The sequence below is a fragment of the Pseudomonas sp. PS1(2021) genome, from assembly GCF_020405165.1.
GTDB lineage: Bacteria > Pseudomonadota > Gammaproteobacteria > Pseudomonadales > Pseudomonadaceae > Pseudomonas > Pseudomonas aeruginosa.
This window is the reverse complement of record NZ_CP084484.1, coordinates 4,216,966-4,241,229: the sequence shown is the minus strand read 5'-3', so window position 1 is coordinate 4,241,229 and position 24,264 is coordinate 4,216,966. Positions and strand designations below refer to the sequence as shown.

General features: G+C 65.7%; 22 protein-coding genes. 12 read left to right on the top strand and 10 right to left on the bottom strand.

The window, feature by feature from the left end; all coding sequences use genetic code 11:
• Positions 1 to 9 precede the first annotated feature (9 nt).
• The gene (gene mvaT / locus LE197_RS20305) at positions 10 to 384 is read right to left on the bottom strand and encodes a histone-like nucleoid-structuring protein MvaT (RefSeq protein ID WP_003093888.1); all 375 of its coding nucleotides are present in this window, start codon (positions 382 to 384) and stop codon (positions 10 to 12) included.
• Positions 385 to 643: 259 nt separating this feature from the next.
• Here mvaT and purU point away from each other — a divergent pair, with 259 nt between their 5' ends.
• Positions 644 to 1,495, top strand: a complete 852-nt coding sequence (purU, locus tag LE197_RS20300) for a formyltetrahydrofolate deformylase (RefSeq protein WP_003101174.1) — start codon at positions 644 to 646, stop codon at positions 1,493 to 1,495.
• A 49-nt stretch (positions 1,496 to 1,544) separates the two neighbouring features.
• On the top strand, positions 1,545 to 1,757 hold the full coding sequence (locus LE197_RS20295) for a hypothetical protein (protein ID WP_023108730.1): 213 nt from the start codon (positions 1,545 to 1,547) through the stop codon (positions 1,755 to 1,757).
• Here LE197_RS20295 and LE197_RS20290 read toward each other — a convergent pair.
• The 5 genes from LE197_RS20290 to pctA all read right to left on the bottom strand — a co-directional run bounded on the left by LE197_RS20290 (position 1,732) and on the right by pctA (position 8,932).
• Positions 1,732 to 2,733 carry a lysylphosphatidylglycerol synthase transmembrane domain-containing protein gene (locus LE197_RS20290; protein WP_003120851.1) on the bottom strand — a complete coding sequence of 334 codons (1,002 nt, stop codon included), beginning with the start codon at positions 2,731 to 2,733 and terminating at the stop codon, positions 1,732 to 1,734. The genes LE197_RS20295 and LE197_RS20290 overlap by 26 nt on opposite strands.
• Complete coding sequence (locus tag LE197_RS20285; RefSeq protein ID WP_003161498.1) at positions 2,730 to 3,491, bottom strand: DUF2334 domain-containing protein; 762 nt, start codon at positions 3,489 to 3,491, stop codon at positions 2,730 to 2,732. The genes LE197_RS20290 and LE197_RS20285 overlap by 4 nt, the downstream gene beginning before the upstream one ends.
• Positions 3,484 to 4,599, bottom strand: coding sequence for a glycosyltransferase family 4 protein (locus tag LE197_RS20280; protein WP_003101181.1), 1,116 nt, complete (start codon positions 4,597 to 4,599; stop codon positions 3,484 to 3,486). The genes LE197_RS20285 and LE197_RS20280 overlap by 8 nt, the downstream gene beginning before the upstream one ends.
• 317 nt (positions 4,600 to 4,916) lie before the next feature.
• A complete protein-coding gene (gene pctB, locus LE197_RS20275) occupies positions 4,917 to 6,806 on the bottom strand; it encodes a methyl-accepting chemotaxis protein PctB (RefSeq protein WP_003148126.1) in 1,890 nt (629 codons plus the stop codon).
• 236 nt (positions 6,807 to 7,042) lie between these two features.
• Complete coding sequence (gene pctA / locus LE197_RS20270) at positions 7,043 to 8,932, bottom strand: methyl-accepting chemotaxis protein PctA (protein ID WP_003148125.1); 1,890 nt, start codon at positions 8,930 to 8,932, stop codon at positions 7,043 to 7,045.
• Between the two features lie 399 nt (positions 8,933 to 9,331).
• Between pctA and LE197_RS20265 the strand changes: the two genes are divergently transcribed.
• Positions 9,332 to 10,822, top strand: a complete 1,491-nt coding sequence (locus LE197_RS20265) for a helicase HerA-like C-terminal domain-containing protein (RefSeq protein ID WP_003114975.1) — start codon at positions 9,332 to 9,334, stop codon at positions 10,820 to 10,822.
• Positions 10,823 to 10,925: 103 nt separating this feature from the next.
• Here the strand turns inward: LE197_RS20265 and pctC are convergent, their stop codons facing one another.
• On the bottom strand, positions 10,926 to 12,824 hold the full coding sequence (gene pctC, locus LE197_RS20260) for a methyl-accepting chemotaxis protein PctC (protein ID WP_003163018.1): 1,899 nt from the start codon (positions 12,822 to 12,824) through the stop codon (positions 10,926 to 10,928).
• 189 nt (positions 12,825 to 13,013) lie between these two features.
• Entirely contained in the window at positions 13,014 to 13,232 is a 219-nt protein-coding gene (gene flp / locus LE197_RS20255) for a type 4b pilus Flp major pilin (RefSeq protein WP_003107380.1), read from the bottom strand.
• 408 nt (positions 13,233 to 13,640) lie between these two features.
• On the opposite strand from flp, the gene rcpC reads away from it, so the two are divergent.
• The 9 genes from rcpC to tadG are packed head-to-tail and all read left to right on the top strand — an operon-like array spanning position 13,641 to position 22,810.
• Positions 13,641 to 14,552 (top strand): type 4b pilus Flp biogenesis protein RcpC, encoded by a 912-nt coding sequence (rcpC, locus tag LE197_RS20250; protein ID WP_003134589.1) that lies wholly within the window; start codon positions 13,641 to 13,643, stop codon positions 14,550 to 14,552.
• Between the two features lie 13 nt (positions 14,553 to 14,565).
• Positions 14,566 to 15,816 (top strand): type 4b pilus Flp secretin RcpA, encoded by a 1,251-nt coding sequence (gene rcpA, locus LE197_RS20245; RefSeq protein WP_003110119.1) that lies wholly within the window; start codon positions 14,566 to 14,568, stop codon positions 15,814 to 15,816.
• Between the two features lie 9 nt (positions 15,817 to 15,825).
• Positions 15,826 to 17,010 (top strand): type 4b pilus Flp biogenesis protein TadZ, encoded by a 1,185-nt coding sequence (gene tadZ / locus LE197_RS20240; RefSeq protein WP_003093855.1) that lies wholly within the window; start codon positions 15,826 to 15,828, stop codon positions 17,008 to 17,010.
• Complete coding sequence (gene tadA / locus LE197_RS20235) at positions 17,007 to 18,272, top strand: type 4b pilus Flp biogenesis ATPase TadA (RefSeq protein ID WP_003103953.1); 1,266 nt, start codon at positions 17,007 to 17,009, stop codon at positions 18,270 to 18,272. Before tadZ ends, tadA begins: the two co-directional genes overlap by 4 nt.
• Entirely contained in the window at positions 18,269 to 19,153 is an 885-nt protein-coding gene (gene tadB / locus LE197_RS20230) for a type 4b pilus Flp biogenesis protein TadB (RefSeq protein WP_003114981.1), read from the top strand. The genes tadA and tadB overlap by 4 nt, the downstream gene beginning before the upstream one ends.
• A 9-nt stretch (positions 19,154 to 19,162) precedes the next feature.
• Entirely contained in the window at positions 19,163 to 20,074 is a 912-nt protein-coding gene (gene tadC, locus LE197_RS20225; protein ID WP_057380972.1) for a type 4b pilus Flp biogenesis protein TadC, read from the top strand.
• A complete protein-coding gene (gene tadD, locus LE197_RS20220; protein WP_003455267.1) occupies positions 20,071 to 20,808 on the top strand; it encodes a type 4b pilus Flp biogenesis protein TadD in 738 nt (245 codons plus the stop codon). Before tadC ends, tadD begins: the two co-directional genes overlap by 4 nt.
• A gap of 22 nt (positions 20,809 to 20,830) precedes the next feature.
• The gene (locus tag LE197_RS20215; protein ID WP_003114983.1) at positions 20,831 to 21,115 is read left to right on the top strand and encodes a DUF3613 domain-containing protein; all 285 of its coding nucleotides are present in this window, start codon (positions 20,831 to 20,833) and stop codon (positions 21,113 to 21,115) included.
• A gap of 24 nt (positions 21,116 to 21,139) precedes the next feature.
• Positions 21,140 to 22,810, top strand: a complete 1,671-nt coding sequence (gene tadG, locus LE197_RS20210) for a type 4b pilus Flp biogenesis protein TadG (protein ID WP_057380971.1) — start codon at positions 21,140 to 21,142, stop codon at positions 22,808 to 22,810.
• Between the two features lie 25 nt (positions 22,811 to 22,835).
• Here tadG and pprB read toward each other — a convergent pair whose 3' ends face one another.
• Together pprB and fppA are read right to left on the bottom strand one after the other, a co-directional pair.
• Positions 22,836 to 23,657 carry a two-component response regulator PprB gene (gene pprB, locus LE197_RS20205; RefSeq protein ID WP_057380973.1) on the bottom strand — a complete coding sequence of 274 codons (822 nt, stop codon included), beginning with the start codon at positions 23,655 to 23,657 and terminating at the stop codon, positions 22,836 to 22,838.
• A 121-nt stretch (positions 23,658 to 23,778) separates the two neighbouring features.
• A complete protein-coding gene (fppA, locus tag LE197_RS20200) occupies positions 23,779 to 24,261 on the bottom strand; it encodes a type 4b pilus Flp prepilin peptidase (RefSeq protein ID WP_019726781.1) in 483 nt (160 codons plus the stop codon).
• Positions 24,262 to 24,264: the final 3 nt, after the last annotated feature.

Here is a 24,264-nt window from a genome sequence, read left to right as displayed (position 1 = left end):
CTGACTGGTTTAGCCGAGCAGGGTGGCCCAGCTCTCGACGGCCTCGGGGCCCCACTTGGCTTTCCACTCTTTCAAAGTCTTGTGGTTGCCGCCCTTGGTCTCGATGACTTCGCCGGTGTGCGGGTTCTTGTACTGCTTGACCTTGCGCGCGCGCTTGCCGGCAGGCGCCTTGGCGGTGCGGGTGCTCTTGCCGATCTTGGCGTCCGGATCGAGCAGGGAAATCACGTCACGCAGGGACTTCTGGTAAGTGCCCATCAGCGTGCGCAGCTTCTCTTCGAATTCCAGTTCTTTTTTCAGTTTGTCGTCTTGTTCCAGGGACTTCAGGCGCTCCTGAAGTTCCTTGATGGCTTCTTCCGTGGCGCGATATTCGTTGATCAGGGACATGTCAGGTACCTTGTCTGTGCTGAGTGGCGGTGGCGGGCATGTAAGTAGATTCAATAATAGTCAGGGCGAAACTGTAAGTAAACCGCGATGAAAACTTTTCTCGATGAAATTCAAAGTAATTAATTCCGCATCGGGATTGCCCTGTTGTGCGGGTTTATTCTCTCGCGCAACAGCCTGTCGAAAGACCTTCGCCGAGGCTGAACTTTTCCCGCCATGCCGCTAGAATGGCGGCCTTTCGCGATGTTTCTGGAGTATACCCATGCGCACTTTTCGGCTGGTGATCGCCTGTCCCGACGGGGTCGGGATCGTTGCCAAGGTGAGTAACTTCCTGGCCACCTACAATGGCTGGATCACCGAAGCCAGCCATCATTCCGACAACGATAACGGCTGGTTCTTCATGCGCCACGAGATCCGTGCCGACTCTCTGCCGTTCGACCTGGATGGCTTTCGCCAGGCTTTCGCCCCGATCGCCCGCGAATTCTCCATGGAATGGCGGATCACCGATTCCGAGGTGAAGAAGCGCGTGGTGCTGATGGCCAGCAAGGAGTCCCATTGCCTGGCCGATCTGCTGCACCGCTGGCACAGCGGCGAACTGGACTGCGAGATTCCCTGCGTGATCGCCAACCACGACGACCTGCGCAGCATGGTCGAGTGGCACGGCATCCCGTATTTCCACGTTCCCGTCGATCCGCAGGACAAGCAGCCGGCCTTCGATGAAGTTTCCCGGCTGATCGACGAACATGGCGCCGACTGCATCGTCCTGGCTCGCTACATGCAGATCCTGCCGCCGGACCTGTGCCGCAAGTACGCCCACCAGGTGATCAACATCCACCACAGCTTCCTGCCGTCCTTCATCGGCGCCAAGCCGTATCACCAGGCGTCGAAGCGCGGGGTCAAGCTGATCGGCGCGACCAGCCATTACGTGACCGAGGAACTGGATGCCGGTCCGATCATCGAGCAGGACGTGGTGCGGGTCACTCACCGCGACAACGTCGAAGACATGGTGCGGCTGGGCAAGGATGTGGAAAAACTGGTGCTCGCGCGCGGACTGCGCTATCACCTGGAAGACCGCGTACTGGTACACGGCAACAAGACGGTGGTGTTCGACTGAGCCGGCTCCCCTGGAATGCCGGCCGGGGCCGGCACCCGGAGGAACGAACATGAGCGATCCCAGGTCGGCGGGCACCGCCAGCCCGCCACCGACCCTCGGTGAGGGTTGCACAAGCCGTTACGACACCGACGCCCTCGGCGACGAGGACGGAACCGAGTTTCCCGGCGCGGCCGAACTCTGGCGGCGTATCCAGGAGAGCGCCAGCGAGACGGGCGAGGCTGACGCCGAGGATACGCTCAGGAAGAAGCCTCGCGACTGCTGATCAGCTTCTTCAGCAGCGGGCGTCCGGCGAGCACGGCGAACACCGGGCCGCCGGCGACGAGGTAGAAATAGAAGGTCACCGCTCGCCAGATGACGATGGCCGCCGCCGCCGTCGACTTGCCGATCATGGGGGCCAGCAGGGCCGCCGAGGTCAGCTCGGTGCCGCCGGCGCCGCCGGGGATCAGCGATAGCTGTCCGGCGCTGAGCGAGACCATCTGGATCAGGAAGGTCCAGGCCCACTGGATATCCACTCCCAGGCCGCGCAGGGTCAGATCGAGCACGCTGAAGCGCAGCAGCCAGTGCGTACTGCTGAGAAGGAAGACCGCCAGCAGGCGTCGTTTCGGCAGGCGCAGGCTGTCGTGCAGGGCAATGCGGAAATGCAGGATCTTGCGGCCCCAGTGCAGGCGCTTGCGCGATGACACGCCGAGCCGCGCCAGAACCCGCCCGTTGAAGCGGATCACCTGGTGCAGGTAGCGGATCAGCATTACCGCGCCGACGAACAGGCCGACCAGGAATACCGCGCTGAAGATCAGGCTCGATTCCATGTTCGGGCTCAGCGAATGGCTGAGGGCATAGATCAGGATCGCGCCGAGGGCGCAGAGGAAGAACGTCAGGTCGGCCAACTGGTCGACCGCGAACACCGCGCTGGTCTGTGCCGGGCGCAGGCCGCGCCGGGCCAGCAGCGCCATCAGGGTCAACGGCCCGCCGCTGCCGCCCGGAGTGGCGCAGAAAGCGAATTCGCTGGCCATGATGATGCCGACGCTCTGCAATTGCCCGAGCTTGCCGGCGCGCCCGGCGAGCAGCAGGCGCAGGCGCAGGCCGTTGATGAACCAGCAGACCACGATCATGCCGAACATCAGCAGCAGGCTGTCCAGCGGGAAGGCGCGCAAGCGCGGGAACATGTCGCTGCCGCCGAGCACCAGCGGAATCAGCGAGGCACCGATCAAACCGAACAGCAGTAACCAGCCTCGACTCATGCCGCGTGGTCCAGGGCGAGGTGGCGCTCCAGCCAGTCGATCTTGGTCAACGGCTGGCGCCCCTCGGACAGCAGGGTGCGCAGGGTACGCAGCCAGTATTCGCGGGAAAAGCGATGGCGCATGTCGACCGGATGGAGTCCGAGACGGATCACCGGCGCTGCGCGCCAGGCCCGGCGGCGCTGCTCGCTGAGCGCCCAGGAGAGGCCGCGACGCCAGGCACTGCGCGCGCTCCAGACCAGGCCGGGGGCCTCGATCGGTTGCAGGTGGGGAAGCAGATACAGGTTGGACGGGTCGCTGGTGTAGCGCAGCCCGCTCTCGCCGAGCGCCTGGCGGGTGCCGGCGCTCATCAGCCAGGCCGGCGCGACGAAACCGTGCAGCGGCCATCCGCGGCGGCGGAACAGCTCGATGCCGGCGGCCAGGCGGGTCTTGGCCTCGGCGTGGTCGAGGGCATAGAACTCTCCCTCCCAGGTGTAGATGCGACGCATGAAGTATTGCCCTGGAGTACGCGGTGGTGGGGCGTCATCGTAGTGATAGAAGCCGTGGAGAGCCAGTTCGTCACCCCGGGTTACCCGCCGCGAGAGCAGTTTGCAGAACTTTTCGTCGGCTTCCAGCGGGTTGCGATGGTGGAAGTCGGGCACTACCAGCCAGGTCATGGGGACCTCACCGAGCGCGTCCACGGCCTCGACGAAGGGCCGGTAGTCCGGCCAGGTTTCCGGGGCCACGTCGTGCAACACCAGCAGCAGGCTGCGTTCAGCCATAGCGCGGGAACCTCGCCTCGCTGTCGCCGAGTACCGCGTGGTAGTGCAGGAGCAGACCGGCGACCACTGCGTCCCAGGCATGCTGGCGCTCGACGTGACGGCGGGCGCGCTGGCCGCGCAGCTCGACGTCGTGGCTGAACAGTTCGCGCACCGCGCAGGCCATGGCGTCGCCGTTGTTCGGTGCGCAGAGCACGCCGCAACGCTCCGGGACTATTTCCGCCAGTGCCCCGGCGCGCACCGCCACCACCGGAATGCCGCTGGCCATCGCTTCGAGTGCGACCAGGCCGAAGGTCTCCTGGTCACCGGCGTGCAGCAGCGCGTCGCTGCTCGCCAGCAGGCGGGCGACTTCGCGGCTATCGCAGAAATGGTCGACCACGCTGGTGTTGCGCGGAACCCGGGTCGGCATGTTGGAACCCACCAGCAACAGGTGATAGCCGTCGCCGAGGCGCTGGATGGCGTCGAGCAGTACCGGCAGGTTCTTTTCCCGCGAACCGCGCCCGGCGAACACCAGCAGGCGGGTTTCCTCGTCCAGGCCGAGTTCCTGGCGCAGCCCCGGATCGCGGTTGCTCGGATGGAAGGTGACGAGGTCGACGCCCAGCGGTTGTACATGCACGTCGGCGACGCCCAGGCGCATCAGCTTTTCCGCCATTACCCGACTGGGGGCCAGGACCCGGTCGAAGTGGCCGTACAGCTTGCTGACGTAGTTGTCCGCGTTGGTGCCGAGCCAGGCGCCCATGCGATTGCTCACCAGCAGCGGCAGGTCGGAGTGGTAGAAGCCGATCACCGGCACGTCCAGCCGACGTCGCGCGTCGAGCGCCGCCCAGGCGGTGAGGTACGGGTCGCCGACCTCGATCAGGTCCGGTTGCAGATTGCGCAGCACCTTGCGCCAGGGGCCGCGACGGAGAGGGAAGCGGTAGCCATTGCCGAATGGCAGCGGCGGCGCCGGCACCTCGTGGATGCCGTTCGCCTGGCGGTAGCTGGCGCCGGGAACCAGCACGCTGTGGCGAATGCCGGGATAGTGCCAGAGATGGCGATGCTTGGCTTCGAGATAGGTGCGTACCCCCCCGCTGGCAGGCGCGTAGAACATGGTCATATCGGCGATGTGCACGATGGGCCTTCCTCCGTTGAGCTTGTTCCTTCTGCCACTCAGTGGACCACCGGCACCGGCAGTCGTTCGAACGGTGTGCGGGAGCCGTGGGTAGCTTCAAGTCTAGGAAAGAAAGCGCGAGCCGGCGCGCTTGCGGCAGCCAGCGCGGGAATAGGTCGCAGAGGGAGCGGGCGGAGAGGAAGGCATGCCTCGGGAGGCATCCTGGCAGGATAAGGGTGAACAACGCCGTTGGCGTTGTTCACCCTACGAATGGCCGGGGGCAGGGCGGATAGCCGCGGCGCGATTATCCGCCGGTTCGGCTACGGCTCGGGCAGTGCTCAGATCTTGAAGCTGTCCACCAGCTGGCGCAGGCGCCCGGCCTGGGTTTCCAGCTCGCCGCAGGCGCGCAGGGTGGCCTGGAGGTTCTCCACGCCTTCCTGGTTGAGGGTGTTGATCTCGGTGATGTCCATGTTCAGCGAATCGACCACCGCGGTCTGCTCCTCGGTGGCGGTGGCCACCGACTGGTTCATCCCGTCGATCTCGGCGATCCGTCCGGTGACGCTGCTCAGGCGTTCGCCGGCACGGTTGGCGATCTCCACGCTTTCAAGGCTGTAGCGCTGACTCTCGGTCATGGTACTGACCGCTTCCTGGGCGCCGATCTGCAGTTCCTCGATCATCTTCTGGATCTGCTGGGCCGACTCCTGGGCGCGGTGGGCCAGGTTGCGCACCTCGTCGGCGACCACTGCGAAGCCGCGTCCGGCTTCGCCGGCGCGCGCGGCTTCGATGGCGGCGTTGAGGGCGAGCAGGTTGGTCTGCTCGGAGATGCCCTTGATCACTTCGAGGATCTGGCCGATGTTCACCGTGCGGCTGTTGAGGGCCTCGATGTTGGCACAGGAGGCGCTGATCTTCTCGGAAAGCTCGTTCATCGCGCGGATGGTCTGCTCGACCACCTGTTTGCCGTCCTCGGCCTGGTGGTTGGCGTCGGACGCATGGTGCGAGGCATCGGCGGCGTTGCGGGCGATTTCCTGGGCGGCGGCGCCGAGTTCGTTGATCGCCGCGGCGACGCTGTTGGTGCGGTTGGACTGCTCGTCGGAGTTGGCCATCGAGGAGTTCGAGGCGTTCACCACCAGTTGCGCCACGTCGTGCAGTTGGCGAGCGGTGCCGGCGACCTCGCGGATCGATTCGTGGATACGCTCGACGAAGCGGTTGAAGGAAATGGCCAGGGCCCCGAACTCATCGTTGCTGGTGACCTTCAGGCGCTTGGTCAGGTCGCCTTCGCCCTGGGCGATGTCCTGCATGGCGCGGCCCATGTCGGTGAGCGGCTGCATCAGTACGCGGATCAGCATGCCGAGGAGGAGGACGATGGCGACCACCGCGATCAGCGCGGCGACGATCGCCGAGGTACGCAGCTTGGTGAGCATGGCATAGGCCTTGTCCTTGTCCACCGAGATGCCGATGTACCAGTCCAGGCCGGACAGGCCCTTGACCGGAGAGAAACTGAGGATCCGGGTGTTGCCGTGCAGCTCGGCCTCGCTGAAGCCGCTGCCGATCTTCGGCGTGTTGCGTGGGTAGACGTCGCTGAGGCTCTTCATGACCTGGTCCTTGTCCGGATGGACGAGGATCTTGCCGTCGCCGCTGACCAGGAAGGCGTAGCCCATGCCGCCGAAGTCCAGCGAGTTGATGATCTTCACCACCGTCTGCAGGCTGAGGTCGCCGCCGACCACGCCGAACGGCTGGCCGCCCTGGCGCGCCGGGCTGGCGATGGTCAGTACCAGCTCGTGGATGGCCGGCTCCATGTAGGGTTCGGTGAGGGTGGTCTGGCCGGCGCTGGTGGCGGCGTTGTACCAGGGGCGGCGGCGCGGGTCGTAGTCGGCCGGCAGGTCGCTGGTGGGGCGCGCGGTGTAGGTGCCGTCGGTCTGCCCCAGGTAGGTGAAGAGGAAGGTCGAGCCCAGCAGCGGCTGTTCCAGCAGGGCCTGGGTGGTCTCCGGGCTGTGGTCGCGGGCCAGGGTCTGGGCCAGGTTCTCGATCAGCAGGATGCGCCCGCTCAGCCAGTTCTGCACGTTGCTGGCGGTGATCTCGCCCATTTCGTGCAGGTAGTCCTCCAGGTCCTCGCGGATCGAGGCACGCTGCAGGGAGTCGTTGTAGAGGGTGAACAGGGAGAAGGTCGCGATCACCACCAGCGCGGCGGCGAGCAGGATCTTGTGGCTGAACTTGAGACTTTTGATCATGGTTTCTTGCATCCGGGAGGCGCGGGCGCGCTGTCGTGAACAGCCCCAGTTGGATCGCAACTGCAAGGCTTGCCGTGTCTGTCGGCGGCAAGTCCGGAAGCTTTAGCGCAACGGATGAATGGTTTCACCGAATGCGACCTGGAGAACGAAAAAAAGCGCCCGTGGGCGCTTTTCGTCGGCAGGGCGGATAACCGCATCGCGGTTGTCCGCCGGTTCGGCGACGAGACCGGCCGGTCTCAGATCTTGAAGCTGTCCACCAGTTGGCGCAGGCGCCCGGCCTGGGTTTCCAGCTCGCCACAGGCGCGCAGGGTGGCCTGGAGGTTCTCCACGCCTTCCTGGTTGAGGGTGTTGATCTCGGTGATGTCCATGTTCAGCGAGTCGACCACCGCGGTCTGCTCCTCGGTGGCGGTGGCCACCGACTGGTTCATCCCGTCGATCTCGCCGATCCGCCGGGTCACGCTGCTCAGGCTTTCGCCGGCACGGTTGGCGATCTCCACGCTCTCCAGGCTGTAGCGCTGGCTCTCGGTCATGGTGGCCACCGCCTCGCGGGCGCCGACTTGCAGCTCTTCGATCATCTTCTGGATCTGCTGGGCCGACTCCTGGGCGCGATGGGCCAGGTTGCGCACCTCGTCGGCGACCACTGCGAAGCCGCGTCCGGCCTCGCCGGCGCGCGCGGCTTCGATGGCGGCGTTGAGGGCGAGCAGGTTGGTCTGCTCGGAGATGCCCTTGATCACTTCGAGGATCTGGCCGATGTTCACCGTACGGCTGTTGAGGGCCTCGATGTTGGCGCAGGAGGCGCTGATCTTCTCGGAAAGCTCGTTCATCGCGCGGATGGTCTGCTCGACCACCTGCTTGCCGTCTTCGGCCTGGTGGTTGGCGTCGGAGGCGTGGTGCGAGGCATCGGCGGCGTTGCGGGCGATTTCCTGGGCGGCGGCGCCGAGTTCGTTGATCGCCGCGGCGACGCTGTTGGTGCGGTTGGACTGCTCGTCGGAGTTGGCCATCGAAGAGTTCGAGGCGTTCACCACCAGTTGCGAGACGTCGTGCAGTTTGTGCGCGGTCCCGGCGACTTCCCGGATCGAGCGATGGATACGCTCGACGAACTGGTTGAAGGCATCGCCGAGCACGCCGAATTCATCGCGGCTGGTCACGGCGAGGCGCTTGGTCAGGTCGCCCTCGCCCTGGGCGATGTCCTGCATGGCACGGCCCATCAGGTGCAGCGGCTGCATCAGCAGGCGGATCAGCAGGCCGAGCAGGACCAGGATGGCGACGATGGAGATCAGCGCGGCGGCGATGGCCGAGACGCGGAACTTGCTGAGCATGGCGTAGGCCTTGTCCTTGTCGATGGACAGCGCCAGGTACCAGGTCACCGAAGGCAGGCCCTTGATAGGGGTAAAGGCGAGGATGCGGGTATGCCCGTGCAATTCGGCCTCGCTGAAACCGGTGGCGATCTTCGGCGTGTTCTGCGGGTAGACCTCGCTCAGGGTCTTCATCACCTGCTCTTTGTCCGGGTGCACCAGGATCTTGCCGTCGCCGCTGACCAGGAAGGCGTAGCCCATGCCGCTGAAGTCCAGCGAATTGATGATCTGCACCAGGGTCTTCAGGCTGAGGTCGCCGCCTACCACGCCGAGGGTGTTGCCAGCGGCCTTCACCGGTGTCGCCGCGGTGATGATCAATTCCTGGGTGGCGGCGTCGACGTAGGGTTCGGTCAGGGTCAGGCCGCCGGCCGCCACGGCGTCCTTGTACCAGGGCCGGCTGCGCGGATCGTAGCCGGCCGGCATCGGGCTGTCCGGACGCATGGTGAAGACGCCGTCCTGCTGGCCGAGGTAGGTGAAGCTGAAGGTCGAGGTCAGGGCCGGCTGTTCGAGCAGGGCGCTGACGGTTTCCGGGCTGTGGTCGCGGGCCAGGGTCTGGGCGGTCTGCTCGACCAGCAGCAGACGGCCGCCGAGCCAGTTCTGAATGTTGCTGGAAGTCACGTCACCCATTTCCCGCAGGTAGCTTTCGAGGTCCTCGCGGATCGCGTTGCGCTGCAGGTAATCGTTGTAGAGGGTGAACAGTGCGAAAGCGGCGAACACCACGAGGGAGGCCGCGAGGAGGATCTTGTGGCTGAACTTCAGACTTTTGATCATGTTGTATTGCGTCCAGGAGTATGTAGCGCCAGTCTTTGACCAGACCCCTGCGACCGTTCCGCGGGCGCAGGGGCTTTCCGTACGCCTTGCAGCGTCGGGCGGGTCGCGCGGGTGGGTAGTCCGTCGACCCAGGCACGGCCTTGTGCCACGAAGCCACGGTTCCCTGGGTGGCTCCGAAGAATGCGTGATACGGATACGATGGCGATTTTTCCTGTCTCAGCAAGGCCCGAAGGTCTTCGCTGAAGCTGGACGGCCAGATCGGGTCGATGCGCTGGCCCGACGCCCTTCGCGGGAACCCGCGCATATTGGTACGTGGGTTCCGCTGGAAGCCCCGTTGCACAAGGGCTTTCCCTTACTGTCGGCACAGCGTGCCGGAGCTTTAGTCCCGAGGATGAATGGATGTCGCAAGCGAATGAGTTGTTGATCGGCGCTGGCCCCGATGGCCAGCCGGTAGGACAGGCCTGGCGCCTGGCCAACCGTCATGGATTGATCGCCGGCGCCACCGGTACCGGCAAGACGGTGACCTTGCAGCACCTCGCCGAATCCTTCAGCGATGCCGGTGTCGCGGTGTTCGCCGCCGACATCAAGGGCGACCTGTGCGGCATCGCCGCGCCGGGCAACCCGCAGGGCAAGGTCGCCGAACGTATCGCCAGCATGCCGTGGCTGAACTACCAGCCGAAGGCCTACCCGACCACGCTCTGGGACATCGCCGGGAAGACCGGCCACCCGTTGCGCACCACCATCAGCGAGATGGGCCCGCTGCTGCTGGCCAACCTCCTGGAGTTGACCGATAGCCAGCAGGCCGCGCTGTTCGCCGCCTTCCAGGTGGCCGACCGGGAAGGCCTGCTGCTGCTCGACCTGAAGGACCTGAAGGCGCTGCTCAACCATCTGAAGGACAATCCGGAAATCCTTGGCGAGGACCGGGCGCTGTTCACTGGCGCTTCCGGGCAGGCGCTGCTGCGCCGCCTGGCCACTCTGGAGCAGCAGGGCGCCGAGGCCTTCTTCGGCGAGCCTGCCCTGCAACTGGAAGACATCCTCCGCCCCGAGCCGGACGGGCGCGGGCGCATCCACCTGCTCGACGCCAGCCGCCTGGTGCACGAGGCGCCGAAGGTCTACGCGACTTTCCTGCTCTGGCTGTTGGCCGAGCTGTTCGAGCAACTGCCGGAGCGCGGCGATGCCGACAAGCCGGTGCTGGCACTGTTCTTCGACGAGGCCCACCTGCTGTTCAACGGCACGCCGAAAGCCTTGCGCGACCGCCTGGAACAGGTGGTCCGGCTGATCCGCTCGAAAGGCGTCGGGGTGTACTTCGTCACCCAGTCGCCGGGCGACCTGCCGGACGATGTCCTGGCCCAGCTCGGCCTGCGTATCCAGCATGGCCTGCGCGCCTTCACCGCCAAGGAGCAGAAATCGCTGCGCGCGGTGGCCGACGGTTTCCGCCCGAACCCGGCGTTCGACACCCTGGGGGTGCTGACCGAACTGGGTATCGGCGAGGCGTTGGTCGGCACCCTGGAGGAAAAGGGCACGCCGGCCATGGTCCAGCGCGTCGCGGTGGCGCCGCCCTATTCGCGGATCGGCCCGCTGAGCGACAGCGAGCGCGCTGAACTGGTCCAGCGGTCGCCGTTGAAGGGTCGCTACGACCAGCCGATCGATCGCGAGTCGGCCTACGAGGTGCTGGCGAACAAGGCGGGCGCCAAGCCCGAGGTCCAGGGCCAGGCGACTGCTCAGCAGGAAAGCTCGTCCGGCGTCGGCGGCATGGCCGGGCAGATTCTCGGCAGCCTGCTGTCCAATTCGACGGTGAAGAGCGCCATGCGCCAGGCGGCCAACCAGTTGAGCCGGGAGCTGGTGCGTGGCCTGCTCGGCTCGTTGATGGGCGGGAAGAAGCGGCGCTGAGCGCCAGGCCATGAAAAAGGCGCCCGCGGGCGCCTTTTTCATGGGGGCTGGATGATCGCCGGCTAACCGCTTCGCGGTTAGCCGGCCTGTGGGACGGACGGGCTCAGATCTTGAAGCTGTCCACCAGGTGCCGCAGGCGCCCGGCCTGGGTTTCCAGCTCGCCGCAGGCGCGCAGGGTGGCCTGGAGGTTCTCCACGCCTTCCTGGTTGAGGGTGTTGATCTCGGTGATGTCCATGTTCAGCGAGTCGACCACCGCGGTCTGTTCCTCGGTGGCAGTGGCCACCGACTGGTTCATGCTGTCGATCTCGCCGATCCGGCTGGTCACGCTACCCAGGCGTTCGCCGGCACGGTTGGCGATCTCCACGCTCTCCAGGCTGTAACGCTGGCTTTCGGTCATGGTGGCCACCGCCTCGCGGGCGCCGACTTGCAGCTCTTCGATCATCTTCTGGATCTGCTGGGCCGACTCCTGGGCACGGTGGGCCAGGTTGCGCACCTCGTCGGCGACCACCGCGAAGCCGCGTCCGGCCTCGCCGGCGCGCGCGGCTTCGATGGCGGCGTTGAGGGCGAGCAGGTTGGTCTGCTCGGAGATGCCCTTGATCACTTCGAGGATCTGGCCGATGTTCACCGTGCGGCTGTTGAGGGCCTCGATGTTGGCGCAGGAGGCGCTGATCTTCTCGGAAAGCTCGTTCATCGCGCGGATGGTCTGCTCGACCACCTGCTTGCCGTCTTCGGCCTGGTGGTTGGCGTCGGACGCATGGTGCGAGGCATCGGCGGCGTTGCGGGCGATTTCCTGGGCGGCGGCGCCGAGTTCGTTGATCGCCGCGGCGACGCTGTTGGTGCGGTTGGACTGCTCGTCGGAGTTGGCCATCGAGGAGTTCGAGGCGTTCACCACCAGTTGCGCCACATCGTGCAGTTGGCGAGCGGTCCCGGCGACCTCGCGGATCGATTCGTGGATACGCTCGACGAAGCGGTTGAAGGCATTGGCCAACGTACCGAATTCATCGTTGCTGGTGACCTTCAGGCGCTTGGTCAGGTCGCCTTCGCCCTGGGCGATGTCCTGCATGGCGCGGCCCATGTCGGTGAGCGGCTGCATCAGTACGCGGATCAGCATGCCGAGGAGAAGCATGATGCCGACCACCGCGATTAGCGTGGCGACGATCGCCGAAGTGCGGAATTCGCTGAGCATCGAATAGGCGGTGTCGCGGTCGAGGACCAGGGCGACGTACCAGGTCACGCCGGGCAGTCCCTTCACCGGGGTGAAGGAAACGAACTGGCTGCGACCGTCGAGTTCCACCTCGTGGACCCCGGGGACGATGTTCGGTGCGCCTTTGGGATAGGCTTCGGCGAGGGTCTTCAGGACCAGCCCGGAGTCGGGGTGGAGGAGGATCTTGCCGGCGTCGCTGACCAGGAAGGCGTAGCCGGCACCGTCGAACTTCAGGGAATTGAGGATCGCGGTCAGGGTCTCCAGCTTCATGTCGCCGGCGGCGACGCCCAGCAGTTGACCGGCGTGCCGCACCGGCAGCGACATGGCGAGGATCTGCTCGCCGGTGCCGGCATCGACGAAAGGTTCGGTGACGATCAGCCGGTCGGCCGCCAGCGCGTCCTTGTACCAGGCGCGGGTACGTGGGTCGTAACCTTCCGGCATGGCGTCGTAGGGGCGCATGGTGAAGGTGCCGCTGGCCGCCTCGCCAAGATAGACCGACGCGAAATTGCGGCTGAAGACGGGCTGTTCCAGTTGCCTTGCGATATTCGCCTCGTCGGGCTGGTCGAGCAGCGCCAGTTGCGAGGCCAGGCCTTCCACCAGGTGCATGCGGCCTTCCAGCCAGCTCTGGATGTTGCTGGCGGTCAGGGTGCCGATTTCCCCGAGGTAGTTTTCCGTGTCCGTGCGCACGGCCTCGCGCTGTCGGTAATCGTTGTAGAGGATGAAGCAGCTGAAGGCGAAAACTACCACCAGCGCGGCGGCGAGAAGGATTTTCTTGGCAAACGACAGCGAGCGAAGCATGAGCGATGCGTCCTGGCAAAAGCCTCAAGAAGGGCGGGGAGCCCAGGCCACCAGGTAGGGAGCTTGCGGGGGAAAGCCATGATCCAGCGCCTGAACGGCAGGCTTTGTAGCACAGTGCCATTACAAAGGCAAAATAGTGGCGCCATGAAAATGGCGCCACTATGGGAAGCGACCGGGAAAGCGCTCGCGTCAGTTCGCTGTCGGAGCCAGCCCGCCGACTTTTTCGCCGACTCCGTCGAAGAAGGCTTTCAGCCCGCCGACGATACCACTGTCCGTGGGACTCAATACGGCAATCAGAGCCACCGCGATCAAACCTGCGATAACCGCGTATTCGATGGCATTTGCCCCTTCTTCGTCCGCCAGGAATGCGCGAAGTTTGCAATACACGAGCAGAGTCAGGTTCTTCATTCTTGTTTGCTCCTCGAACGCGGCAATCACCGAGACAGAGCCCTGCCTCCACGCTGAGGCTAGGCCGATGATGGCGTTTTGCAACAACTAAATGGCATTAGTAGGAGTGGATTAGTCGCAAGGTTATATGGCGAGTTACAAGGCTTGGACTACATCTAATGACAAATTGACATTGATTATCCCAAGTCTAGATTCAGGCCTATCGTCGCATGGTCGAAGTTATGAACTTTGGTTCTTGAATAACGACTGTCGCCAGTCGATAACCCAATGTACCTGCCATGGAAAGCCAGTCCCGGAGTATGGCCATGACACGGACAGCAAGACGCCACTTTTTCTTTTTCGTTCATCGGCGATCGCCGGTGATTTTCCGTTCATCGACCTGTCCGGACGCATAGCAGGGGTCTGCCCATGAATAGCAAGGTGCTGATGGCCCTGGCCGGCCTGCTGCTGCTCGGTGCGGTGTTGCTCGGATACCTCGGCGTATCCATCGGCCGCGCGCCATCGAACGCGCATGCTCCATCCGTGGCGCCGGCTTCGGCGGCGGTGGACGCTTCGCTGGAAAAGCTCGAACGCAAGCCGGTGCTGGTGGCCAGTCGCGATCTCCCGGCGCTGGCGGTGATCGGCAAGGACGACCTGAGCGTCGAGCTGTTGCGGACCGCACCGGTCGGTAGCTACGACAGGCCCGAGGCGTTGCTCGGCAAGCGGGTCTGGGTCGCGGTGCCGGCCGGCAGCATTCTTTCCGCCGCGACCCTCGAACCCGGCGGTCCGCTGGCCCGGACCATCCGTCCGGACGAGCGGGCGATGGCGATCGCTGTGGACGAAGTGGTCGGCGGCGGCGGCTTCGTCCTGCCCGGCGACTATGTCGACGTGATGCTCTTCGTGCGTGACGAGCGGGACGGCGAATCGACCCCGCTGGCGCAACTGGTGTTGCCCGGCGTCCGGGTACTGACCTACGGCGAGCGGATCGCCGTGGGCAGCGATGGACAGGACCGCTCGAACCAGGAAAAGGACCCGCGTCCGCCGCGTACCGCGGTGCTGGCGGTACCGGAGGACGGCGTGGCGCGGCTGATGCTGGCGAGCCAGGCCGGTTCGCTGCGCCTGGCCATCCGCAGCAAGGACGAAGAACTCTACCGCAGGGAGCAGGAAGGCGCGCTGCTGCAAGCGTCGCTGGGCGCGCCGAGCGCGGCGCTGAGTCTCGACCAACTGCTGGAGCGCCGCAAACCGACGGCGCCGAGCGTGCGCAGCGCGGCTCCGCGCGTGCCGGTGGCCAACGGGGTCACGGTCTACCGTGGCAGCGCCATGACCCATGAAGCGCCTTGAGGGGAGCCGGCATATGCATCGGAGCACCGGGATAGGCGTGTCGCGCTGGCTGGGAGGGCTGCTGGGGGTGGCGTTGGCGCTGCCGGCACTGGCTTTGCCGCAGGGCTGCATCGAGTTGCTGGCGCAGGCGCCGCGGGTCGACGTCGTCCAGGGACAACAGCGTGACCTGCGCCTGGCGGTGCCGATCGAACGGCTGGCCATCGGCGATCCGAAGATCGCCGACGTACAGTTGCTGGATCGTCGCGGCTTCCTGGTCACCGGCAAGGAACAGGGCTCCACCAGCCTGCTGATCTGGACCGGCTGCAGTCCCGAGCCGTTGCGCAGCCTGGTGGAGGTCGAGGGACGCGGTAGCGTCGATACCCGCGGTGCTCCAGCGTTCACCGCCGGCGCCGCGGAGGAGCTACCGAACCAGGTGCAGACCGATATCCGCTTCGTCGAGGTCAGCCGCAGCAAGCTGAAGCAGGCCAGCACCTCGTTCGTCCGGCGCGGCGGCAACCTCTGGGTGCTCGGTGCGCCAGGCAGCCTCGGCGACATCAAGGTCAATGCCGACGGCAGCGGCCTGGGCGGCACCTTCGGCACCGGCAGCTCGGGATTCAACCTGATCTTCGGCGGCGGCAAGTGGTTGAGCTTCATGAATGCCCTGGAGGGCAGCGGCTTCGCCTATACCCTGGCGCGCCCGAGCCTGGTGGCGATGAGCGGGCAGAGCGCGTCGTTCCTCGCCGGCGGCGAGTTTCCGATCCCGGTGCCGAACGGCACCAACGACAACGTCACCATCGAATACAAGGAGTTCGGCATCCGCCTGACCCTCACCCCGACGGTGATGAACAACCGCCGCATCGCTCTCAAGGTGGCGCCGGAGGTCAGCGAACTGGACTACAGCGCCGGCATCCAGAGCGGCGGGGTGGCGGTGCCGGCACTGCGCGTCCGGCGCACCGACACCAGCGTGATGCTGGCCGATGGCGAGAGTTTCGTGATCAGCGGGCTGACCAGCAGCAACTCGGTGAGCAACGTCGACAAGTTTCCCTGGCTGGGCGACATCCCGATCCTCGGTGCGTTCTTCCGCTCGACCAAGCTGGACAAGGACGACCGCGAGCTGCTGATGATCGTCACCCCGCACCTGGTCCAGCCGCTGGCCGCCGACGCACAGTTGCCGGACCTGCCCGGCGAGGGCCTGCGGCACTACGATCCGGGGTTCTCGCGCCTGTACTTCCTCGAGCGCGGCGAGTACGACGGCCAGCAGAACGACACCGGTCTGTCGGATTAGGAGGCGCGCATGAACCAGAACTTCGTGGCGCTGACCCAGCATCCCGGCGAACTCGACTGGTTGCAGAACAGCCTGGCGTCCGCCGGCCAGGTGGTTCCGGCAGGCAGCGCCAGCCTGGAGGAGCTGCTGGCGCTGCTCGACGTCACCGCCGCCGGGGTGCTGTTCATCAGCCTCGGCAAAAGCAACCTGGTGTCCCAGGGCGCGCTGGTCGAGGGATTGGTATCGGCGCGGCCGATGCTCTCGGTGGTGGCCATCGGCGACGGCCTGGACAACCAGTTGGTGCTGGCGGCGATGCGCGCCGGCGCGCGCGACTTCATCACCTACGGCGCCCGCGCCAGCGAGCTGACCGGGCTGATCCGGCGCCTCGGCGGACGCCTGCCCAGCGTGCCGGTGAGCGCGGCGCGCCAGGGCGAGCTGCTGACCCTGGTCAGCGCCCGACCGGACGCCGACGGCGCCTTCGTCGCCTTGCACCTGGCCAAGGCGTTGCAGGAGCAGACGCCGAACCAGGTCCTGCTGCTGGACGTCGGCCAGCCCACCGGCGAGGCGCTAGCGATCCTCGGCCTGGACTCGGCCTTCACCTTCAGCGATGCCTTGCGCAACCTGCGGCGCCTCGACCAGACCCTGATCGACAGCGCCTTCACCCGCCTCGACAGCGGCCTGCGGATACTCAGCCTGACCGACGAGCCCGGCGTGCTGGAGCGAGTCACCACCGCCGAACTCTATCTGTTGCTGGGCAACCTGCGCGGGGCGTTCAGCCATGTGGTGGTCAACCTCACCGGGCTGCCCGAGGGCGAGCTGAGCAACCAGTTGCTGGTGCAGGCCAACCGCGTGCTGTGGATGGTCGACCAGAGCGTGCCGTCCTGCAAGAAGGGCCTGGAGCGCCTGCGCCGCCTGCGCGAGCGCAACCTGCCGTTGCCCTCCATCGAGTTGCTGATCGAGCGCTACCTGCCCAATGTGGCGCCGGACCAGCAGGCCCTCAGCCGGATGTTCGACCTCGATCTGTTCGGTGTCCTGCCGTTGTCCCCGGAATCGCGCCTGCGCGCGAAGAACCTCGGCAAGAGCCTGTTCGAGGTGGCGCCGCGCGACCCATTGGCGGCCAAGCTGCGGCAACTGGCGGACAGCCTGTGCGTGACACGCGGCGAGCGCCGTTCGCTGCTGTCCTGGCTCGGCCGGGCCAAGGCGGCGCTGCTATGAGCACGGGATTCGGCGCGCGTCCTGACGGCGGTGCCTTCCACTCCCGCCAGGAGCAGGACATCCAGGCGCTGAAGCTGCGCCTGCACCGCTACATCATCGACGAGATCGACGAAGACGGCATGAACCTGCTGGAGGGCGCGCGCTCCGCCGTGGTCCAGTACGTCTCGGAAAAGGTCTGCGAATACGGCTCGCGCCATCAACTGGCGATCTCCCGCTACGAACTGGACCGCCTGGCCGAAGAGGTGGTCGACGAACTCACCGGCTTCGGCCCGCTGGAGATCCTCCTGCGCGATCCCGGCGTCTCGGAAATCCTCGTCAACGGGCCGGGCCGGGTGTTCGTCGAGCGGGAAGGGCGGCTCTACCAGAGCGACCTGCGCTTCATCGACGACCACCATGTGCTGCGGGTGATCCAGCGTATCCTCGCGCCCCTCGGCCGACGCCTGGACGAGTCCAGCCCGATGGTCGACGCGCGCCTGCCGGACGGCAGCCGGGTCAACGCGATCATTCCCCCGGTGGCGCTGGACGGGCCGTGCATCTCGATCCGCAAGTTCAGCCAGGAGCTGCTGCGCAGTGCCGACCTGCTGGCCTACCAGAGCGTCGACGAAGCCTTGCTCGAGTTCCTCCGCCAGGCGGTCTCGCGCCGCTGCAACATCCTCATCAGCGGCGGCACCGGCACCGGCAAGACCACCTTGCTCAACGTCATCAGCGGCTTCATCGACGAACGCGAGCGGATCGTCACCATCGAGGACACCGCCGAGCTGCAACTCGGCCACGACCACGTGGTGCGCCTGGAGACCCGTCCGCCGAACGCCGAGGGCTACGGCGAGGTGACCGCCCGCGACCTGATCCGCAACGCCCTGCGGATGCGCCCGGACCGGATCATCCTCGGCGAGATCCGCGGCGTCGAGGTACTCGACGTGCTGCAGGCGATGAACACCGGCCACGACGGCTCGATGAGCACGGTGCACGCCAACTCGGCGATGGATTCGCTGCTGCGCATGGAGATGCTGGTCGGCCTGACCGGCAACAGGCTGCCGGAGCAGACCTTGCGCCTGATGATCTGCGCCGCGCTGGACGTGGTGGTGCAGATCACCCGCCTGGCCAGCGGTCGGCGTTGCATCAGCGAAGTGCTGGAGGTGCTGGAGGTGCGCGACGGCGTGTACGTCACCAATACCCTGTTCAGTCTCGACCGGCGCGGTAGCGGGCAGTTCGTCCGCCAGGCCGCGCCGGTCGGGCAGAAATTCCGCCAGGCGCTGCTGTGAACGGCGCGCAACTGCTGGTGCTGTTCAGCGGCGTGCTGGCTTTCGCCGCGCTGGCCCTGGCGTTCATGGGCTGGCGCGCCGGGCGCAACGAACTGGTGGTTGAACGGCTGCTGGGACGCCAGGAGGCGGTCGCGGTGCGGCCGCGCAGCAGTCACTGGCTGGCTCGCCAGATGCGTCGCGCCGGTATCCAGCGCCCGCGCCCGTGGTTGTTCGGGGCGGCAGTGCTCGCGCTGCTGCTGGTCTGGAGCGGATTGGGCCTGTTCGGCACCATCGGCGCGCTAGGCGGCCTGCTACTGGCGGCGCTGTCCTGCCGCGTCGCCCTGGGCATGCTCTACCAGCGCCGCCTGAAGCGAATGATCCGGCAGATGCCGCGTTTCCTCGACCAGGTAGTGCGCAGCCTGCACGCCGGGCGCACGCTGGGCGACGCGCTGATGCAGGCAGTGGAGAATGCCGAGGAGCCGCTGCGCGACATCTTCACCCTGGCGCGCAACCACGTGCTTCTCGGCATCCACCTGCCGGAGGCGTTGCAGGAAGTCGCCGAACTCTACGAGGTTGAGGAGCTGCGCATCCTCGCCCTGGGCGTCTCGGTCAACCACCGTTATGGCGGCAATACCAGCGACCTGCTGGACAGCATCGTCAAGCTCATCCACGAGCGCGAGAAGCTCAGCCGGCAGTTGCACGCGATGACCGGCGAGACACGGATCAGCGCCTATGTCCTGGCCGGCGTGCCGAGCGCCCTGGGCGGCTACATCCTGGCGAGCAACCCGGGCTATCTGCTGAACATGTGGGCCGACGGCACCGGGCGTTTCCTGCTCCTGGCCTCGCTCGGGCTGCAACTGCTCGGCTGCTATGCGCTGTGGCGCATGCTCAAGAGCGTCTAGGAGGTGGCCATGCAGGCACAGTGGCTGATTTTCGCGGCGCTCCTGATGGCGGTCGGCGGTGCCTTGTTGCTGTTGCTCCAGGCGCGCAACGGCAGCCGCGAGCAGCGCCTGATCGAGAGGCGCCTGGGAGCGCTGGCCAACCCTGGCGGCTCGACCAGGTGGCTGGCCGGCATGACCGAGCGGATGGACGACAGCTTCTGGGTGCGGCGCCTGCAACTGATGGACAGCGAGGCCCGCCAGTTGCTGCAACAGGCCGGCTGGCACGAGAGTCGCTACCGGACCCTGTACCTGATCTCGGTGTTCCTCACGCCGCTGCTGTTCGTTCTCCTGGTCTTGCTGGTCAAGCTGCTGCGCGCCGAGAGCGAGGCGTCCTACGCGGTGCCGCTGCTGTTCGCCGCCGGCATCGGTTTCCTCCTGCCCAAGCAGGTGCTCAAGCACTTCGCCAAGGCGCGCCGGGCGCTGATCGCCGACGAGATGATCCTGTTCGTGCAACTGATCCGCATCCTCTTCGACGCCGGCCTGACCGTGGAGCAGACGATGCGCGTGGTCTGCCTGGAAGGCCGCGGGATCACCCCGCAACTGGCCCGCGAGCTGGACCTGGCGCTGACCCGTGCCGACAACGGCATCGACCTGGCGGAAGAGCTGGAGGCGCTTGCCCGGCGCCTGCAGGTGGACCCGCTGAACGACTGCTGCGGCGTGCTACGGCAGATGTTGCGCCAGGGCGGCAGTGCGCGCAGCACCCTGCTGACGCTCAAGCAACTGTTCGAAGACCGGCGCCTGACCACCTTGCAGGAACGCATCGGCAAGCTGTCGGCGAAGATGAGCCTGGTGATGATGGTGCTGCTGTTCCCGGCGCTGCTGATCGTCCTCGCCGGTCCGGGTGTCATCGCGATCACCAAGGCCTTGGGAGGACTGGGATGAAAGCACTGATCGGCATTGGCCTGTGCGCCGCCCTGCTCGGCGGTTGCGCCGCGCTGCCGGGGCGGGACGGCCCACGGGAGTGTTCGCAGCAGCTCGGCCAGGAGCAGGAACTGCAGATGAACATGGTCCGCGACATGATCCGCGAGGGCCGCCTGCATGCGGCCCTGGCCAACCTGGAAAGCATGCCGCCGGGGTTGCTCGACGTGCGCGAGGAAAGGGCGCTGATCCTGCGCCGGATCGGCGACCCGCGGGCCAGGGCCGAGTACCAGGCGCTGCTGGAAACCTGCAAGGCAGCCGAGGCGCACCACGGCCTCGGCCTGCTCGCCCTGCGCAATGGCGACAGCGCCCGGGCGGTCCTCGAGCTGCGCGAGGCGGCGCGCCTGCGGCCGACCGAGAGCCGCTTCCGCAACGACCTGGGGGTCGCCCTGCTCAAGCGCGGCGACCGTGTCGGCGCGCGCTTCGAATTCATCACTGCGCTGGAGTTGCAGCAGGGTGGCAAGCTGCCGGCGACCAACCTGCTCGGCCTGCTGTACCTGCAAGGCGACCGGGAAGATGCGCAGCGCCTGATCGAGCGTTTGCAGCTGGATGCCCGGGACATCCGCGCGGCCGAGGCGCGGGCGCGCAGCTGGGGTGCCGTACCGACACCCGGCGCGGCGCCGGCAAGCGACGACCCGCTGGCGGAACTGCCGGCGGAGGCGAATATGCATACCGCGATGGCCAACGAGGCGCCCTGAGCCGGCGCCGGAGAGGTGAACCATGCACGAGCGAATCCTGTTCGGCGTCTTGCTGCTCCTGTCCGGCACGGCCTGGGCCGCGGACACGCCGGCGGTCCGTCCTGCCGCGCCAGCGACGGCCGAACCGCAGACCGCCACCCGCGCCTGGCTGGCCATCCAGGCGAGCGGCCGGGCCGCCAGCCCGGTCCGGCAAAGCGCGACCGCCGCCGAGCGCCAGCGTGCCTACCAGCGCTACCTGAAAAGCTATGAGCACGAGATTCCCGAGTACCTGCTGGAAGATCGCGGCTTCGGCGAGAGCAAGAACTGACGGTTCCTGGCGGAGGGGCAGGGCATGAACGGATGGCCTGCAAGACAGCGCGGGGCGATCGGCATCCTGGCGGCGACCACCCTGCTGCTGGCCTTGATCTGCCTGTTGCTGGTGGTGGATACCGGGCGGCTCTACCTGGAGCAGCGCAACCTGCAGCGAGTGGCGGACGTGGCGGCGCTGGAGAGTGCCTCCCAGGGAGCCTTGTGCGGCGACCAGAGTTCTGCCCAGGCGACGTCTTTCGCCAAGGCCAGCGCGATGCTCAACGGGTTCGATGCGGACGCCGCCGGCTCCAGCCTGTCGGCGGAGGTCGGCGGCGTGCTGAGTGCCGGCGGCCTGCGCAGTTTCATAGCCAGCGCGTCGAACGCGGCTGCCGCCAACGAGGCGGTGCATGTCGAGGTGACCAAGAGCGTTCCCGGCAGCCTGGTCGCCAACCTCGGGGGACTGTTCGGCGGCGGCAATGCCAACGTCGATCTCCGCGCAGAGGCCGTGGCGCGCCGCCTGCCGAACGCCACGATTTCCGCAGGTACGGGGCTGGCCAGCGTGAACAGTGGCCAATCGGCGTTGCTCAACCCCATCCTGAGCGGATTGCTGGGCACCCAGATCGATCTCTCCGCGGCGGCCTACAACGGTATCGCCGACGCGAAGCTCAGTGTGCTGGACATTCTCGGCGCGGATGGAATGGGCTTGATCGGGGTCGATACCAGCCTGGGGACCATCGAACAGTTGTTGAATACCAACGTCGGCTTGCAGCAGGTACTCGCCGCCAGCGTGAACGTCCTGGCGAAGAACGGCGTAGCCTCGGTCGAGGCCCTGAGAACGCAATTGGTGGGGGTAAAGTCGGCCACGTTGAAACTGGGAGACTTGCTGGGGCTGAGCGCCGGCGAGGTGAACAGCATGTCGCAGCTGGATACGGCGATCAATGCGCTGGATCTCATCATGGCGGTTGCCCAGGTCGCCAACAAGAATTCCGCGGTCGCCGTGAACCTGGGCATCCCCGGATTGGCCAATGCACGGCTCACGGTCGTAGAGCCGAAGAGGATCGTCTCCGGGCCGCCAGGGCAGGATGAGAGCGGTGCCTGGCGCACGGAGGTGCGCCAGTCCCAGGTACGACTTACGGCGGACATCGATTCCGGGTTCCTGTCCATTCTCGCCACCACGAAACTGCAACTGGTCATCGAAGGCGCGTCGGGAGCCGTCTGGCTGAAAAGCATGGCCTGTACCCGCCCGGATACCGCGTTGGACTTCGGTTGGAGAAGCAGCGGAGCGACGATAAAGATCGGCAGTCCGGCCAACATCGATCAGGTCGGCTCGATTCTGGTGCTTGGCGGCTTGGTGCGATTGGATCTCAAGCTCGATACCTCGATCGCCGGCAGCTCGGGCGATACGCGATTCAACGTGAAAGCCGACGGTTCCGATCTCGTCCAGAGCCGCAGGTTGCCGGAAAGCGGCTTTCTCGCCAGTACCCTGAAAACCAGCATCAACGTCAATCCCGTGGTGCTCGGACTGTGCTTGCCTTTGCTGTGCGGCTCGACGGCGCTCACCGACCTCATCGTGAATTCCGTGGTGGCACCTCTGGTCGATGGGCTGCTGACGCCGATCCTGAATCTGGTCCTGCCCTTGCTGGGGGTACAACTTGGATACATCGACGCGGAGATTCTGAAGGTCGATGTCGGCAGGGCGGAACTGCTGATCTAGCAGGTCCGCCGGGCCATCGCGCCTGTCAGTGCACCACCGCTCCGCTGCCCTGCTGCATCGCCGCAGGCGACAGGGCCAGCTGTGTGCGGTTGTGCATATGCATCAGGCGCAGCACCTGGGAGACGTACAGCTTCACCGTGTTCTCGGTGATGCCCAGTTCGTAGGCGATCTGGTAGTTGGTCAGGCCCTTGCTCACCAGCCGCGCCACCGCCTGCTGGCGGGGCGACAGCTTGCCGAACAGCGGATTGCTCGGGGACACCTGGCTTTCCGCGACCGACGCCGGCGGCGCGGACGGCTGGCTGTCTTCGCTCTTGAGGGCACTCGGCTGGCTGTTGCCGTGTACCTCGTACTTGATCTTGTGGATGTCGCGGTAGATCGAGTTCAGCGATTCGGCGAGGTATTCCAGGCGCTGGTTGACGTGGCTCAGGCTCAACTGGCTGCGGACGCGCTCGTGCAGGCGGTTCTCCAGGCGTTCGAGGCCATGCAGCAGTTCCTGCGGCGCCACCGGTTTCTGGTAGTAGTCGGCGGCGCCGACCCGCATGGCCTCGATCACTTCCTGGCGGCCATCGTGACCGGTGAGGATGATCGATTCGAAGAACCTGCCGTTGCCGGCGACTTCCTTGAGGCTCTCGATCAGGCGGATACCGTTGTCCTGCCCCAGGTAGAGGTCGCAGATGACCAGGCCGATGTTCGGGTCGGCCTGGAAGCTGGCGATCGCCGACTCCCGGTGGGTGCTGGTTACGCAACGGTAGCCACTGTTTTCCAGCAGTTCGCGGAGTTCCGAGGTCACCTGGGGTTCATCATCGATGATCAAGACGCTGAAATGCCGCGAGGCCGGTTTGTCCATGGTCATACGCTCCATTTGCTTATTTTGTTTTTTAACAGGGGACGTGCATTGGAATGCAGCCATACCGAATGGTATTAGCCATAAGCATATAGTCGCTAAGTGAGGTTTTCCGCAAGTTTGCTCAGATAATTTTATTGATAATCAGATGTGCCAAAAGGCCGGCGCCCATGGCGAATATAAAAGGGAATGACTTGTTTTTTGACGGTGCCCTTCGAAGGCGAACTTCTTCATTCATTGCGGACTTTTCTACCGAACGTTTGAATAATCTGACGAGGATGAATAGCGCGATGCAGAGCAGGCAGGCGAAGGCCAGGCTATAGAGCACCGTAAGTGGGTCGCTGGCCAGCCCCAGCGCGGCCAGGTACTTGACGTCGGCGGCGCCGAGCCTGCCGAGAAGGTAGCCGGGAAGGCTGAGGCAGACGCCTATAAAGAGTGCGGTCATTGCCATATTAACCGTAGCGCCGGTAAGGCTTGACTCTTTCACATATAAATAAACAAAGGAAATAAGAAATCCGCCCAGGATAAGCCAGTTTGAGACGCGCAAACGTTTGATGTCCTGATATCCGCAAACGCTTGCCCACAAGGCCAGTGCTAATTGCTCCATCCT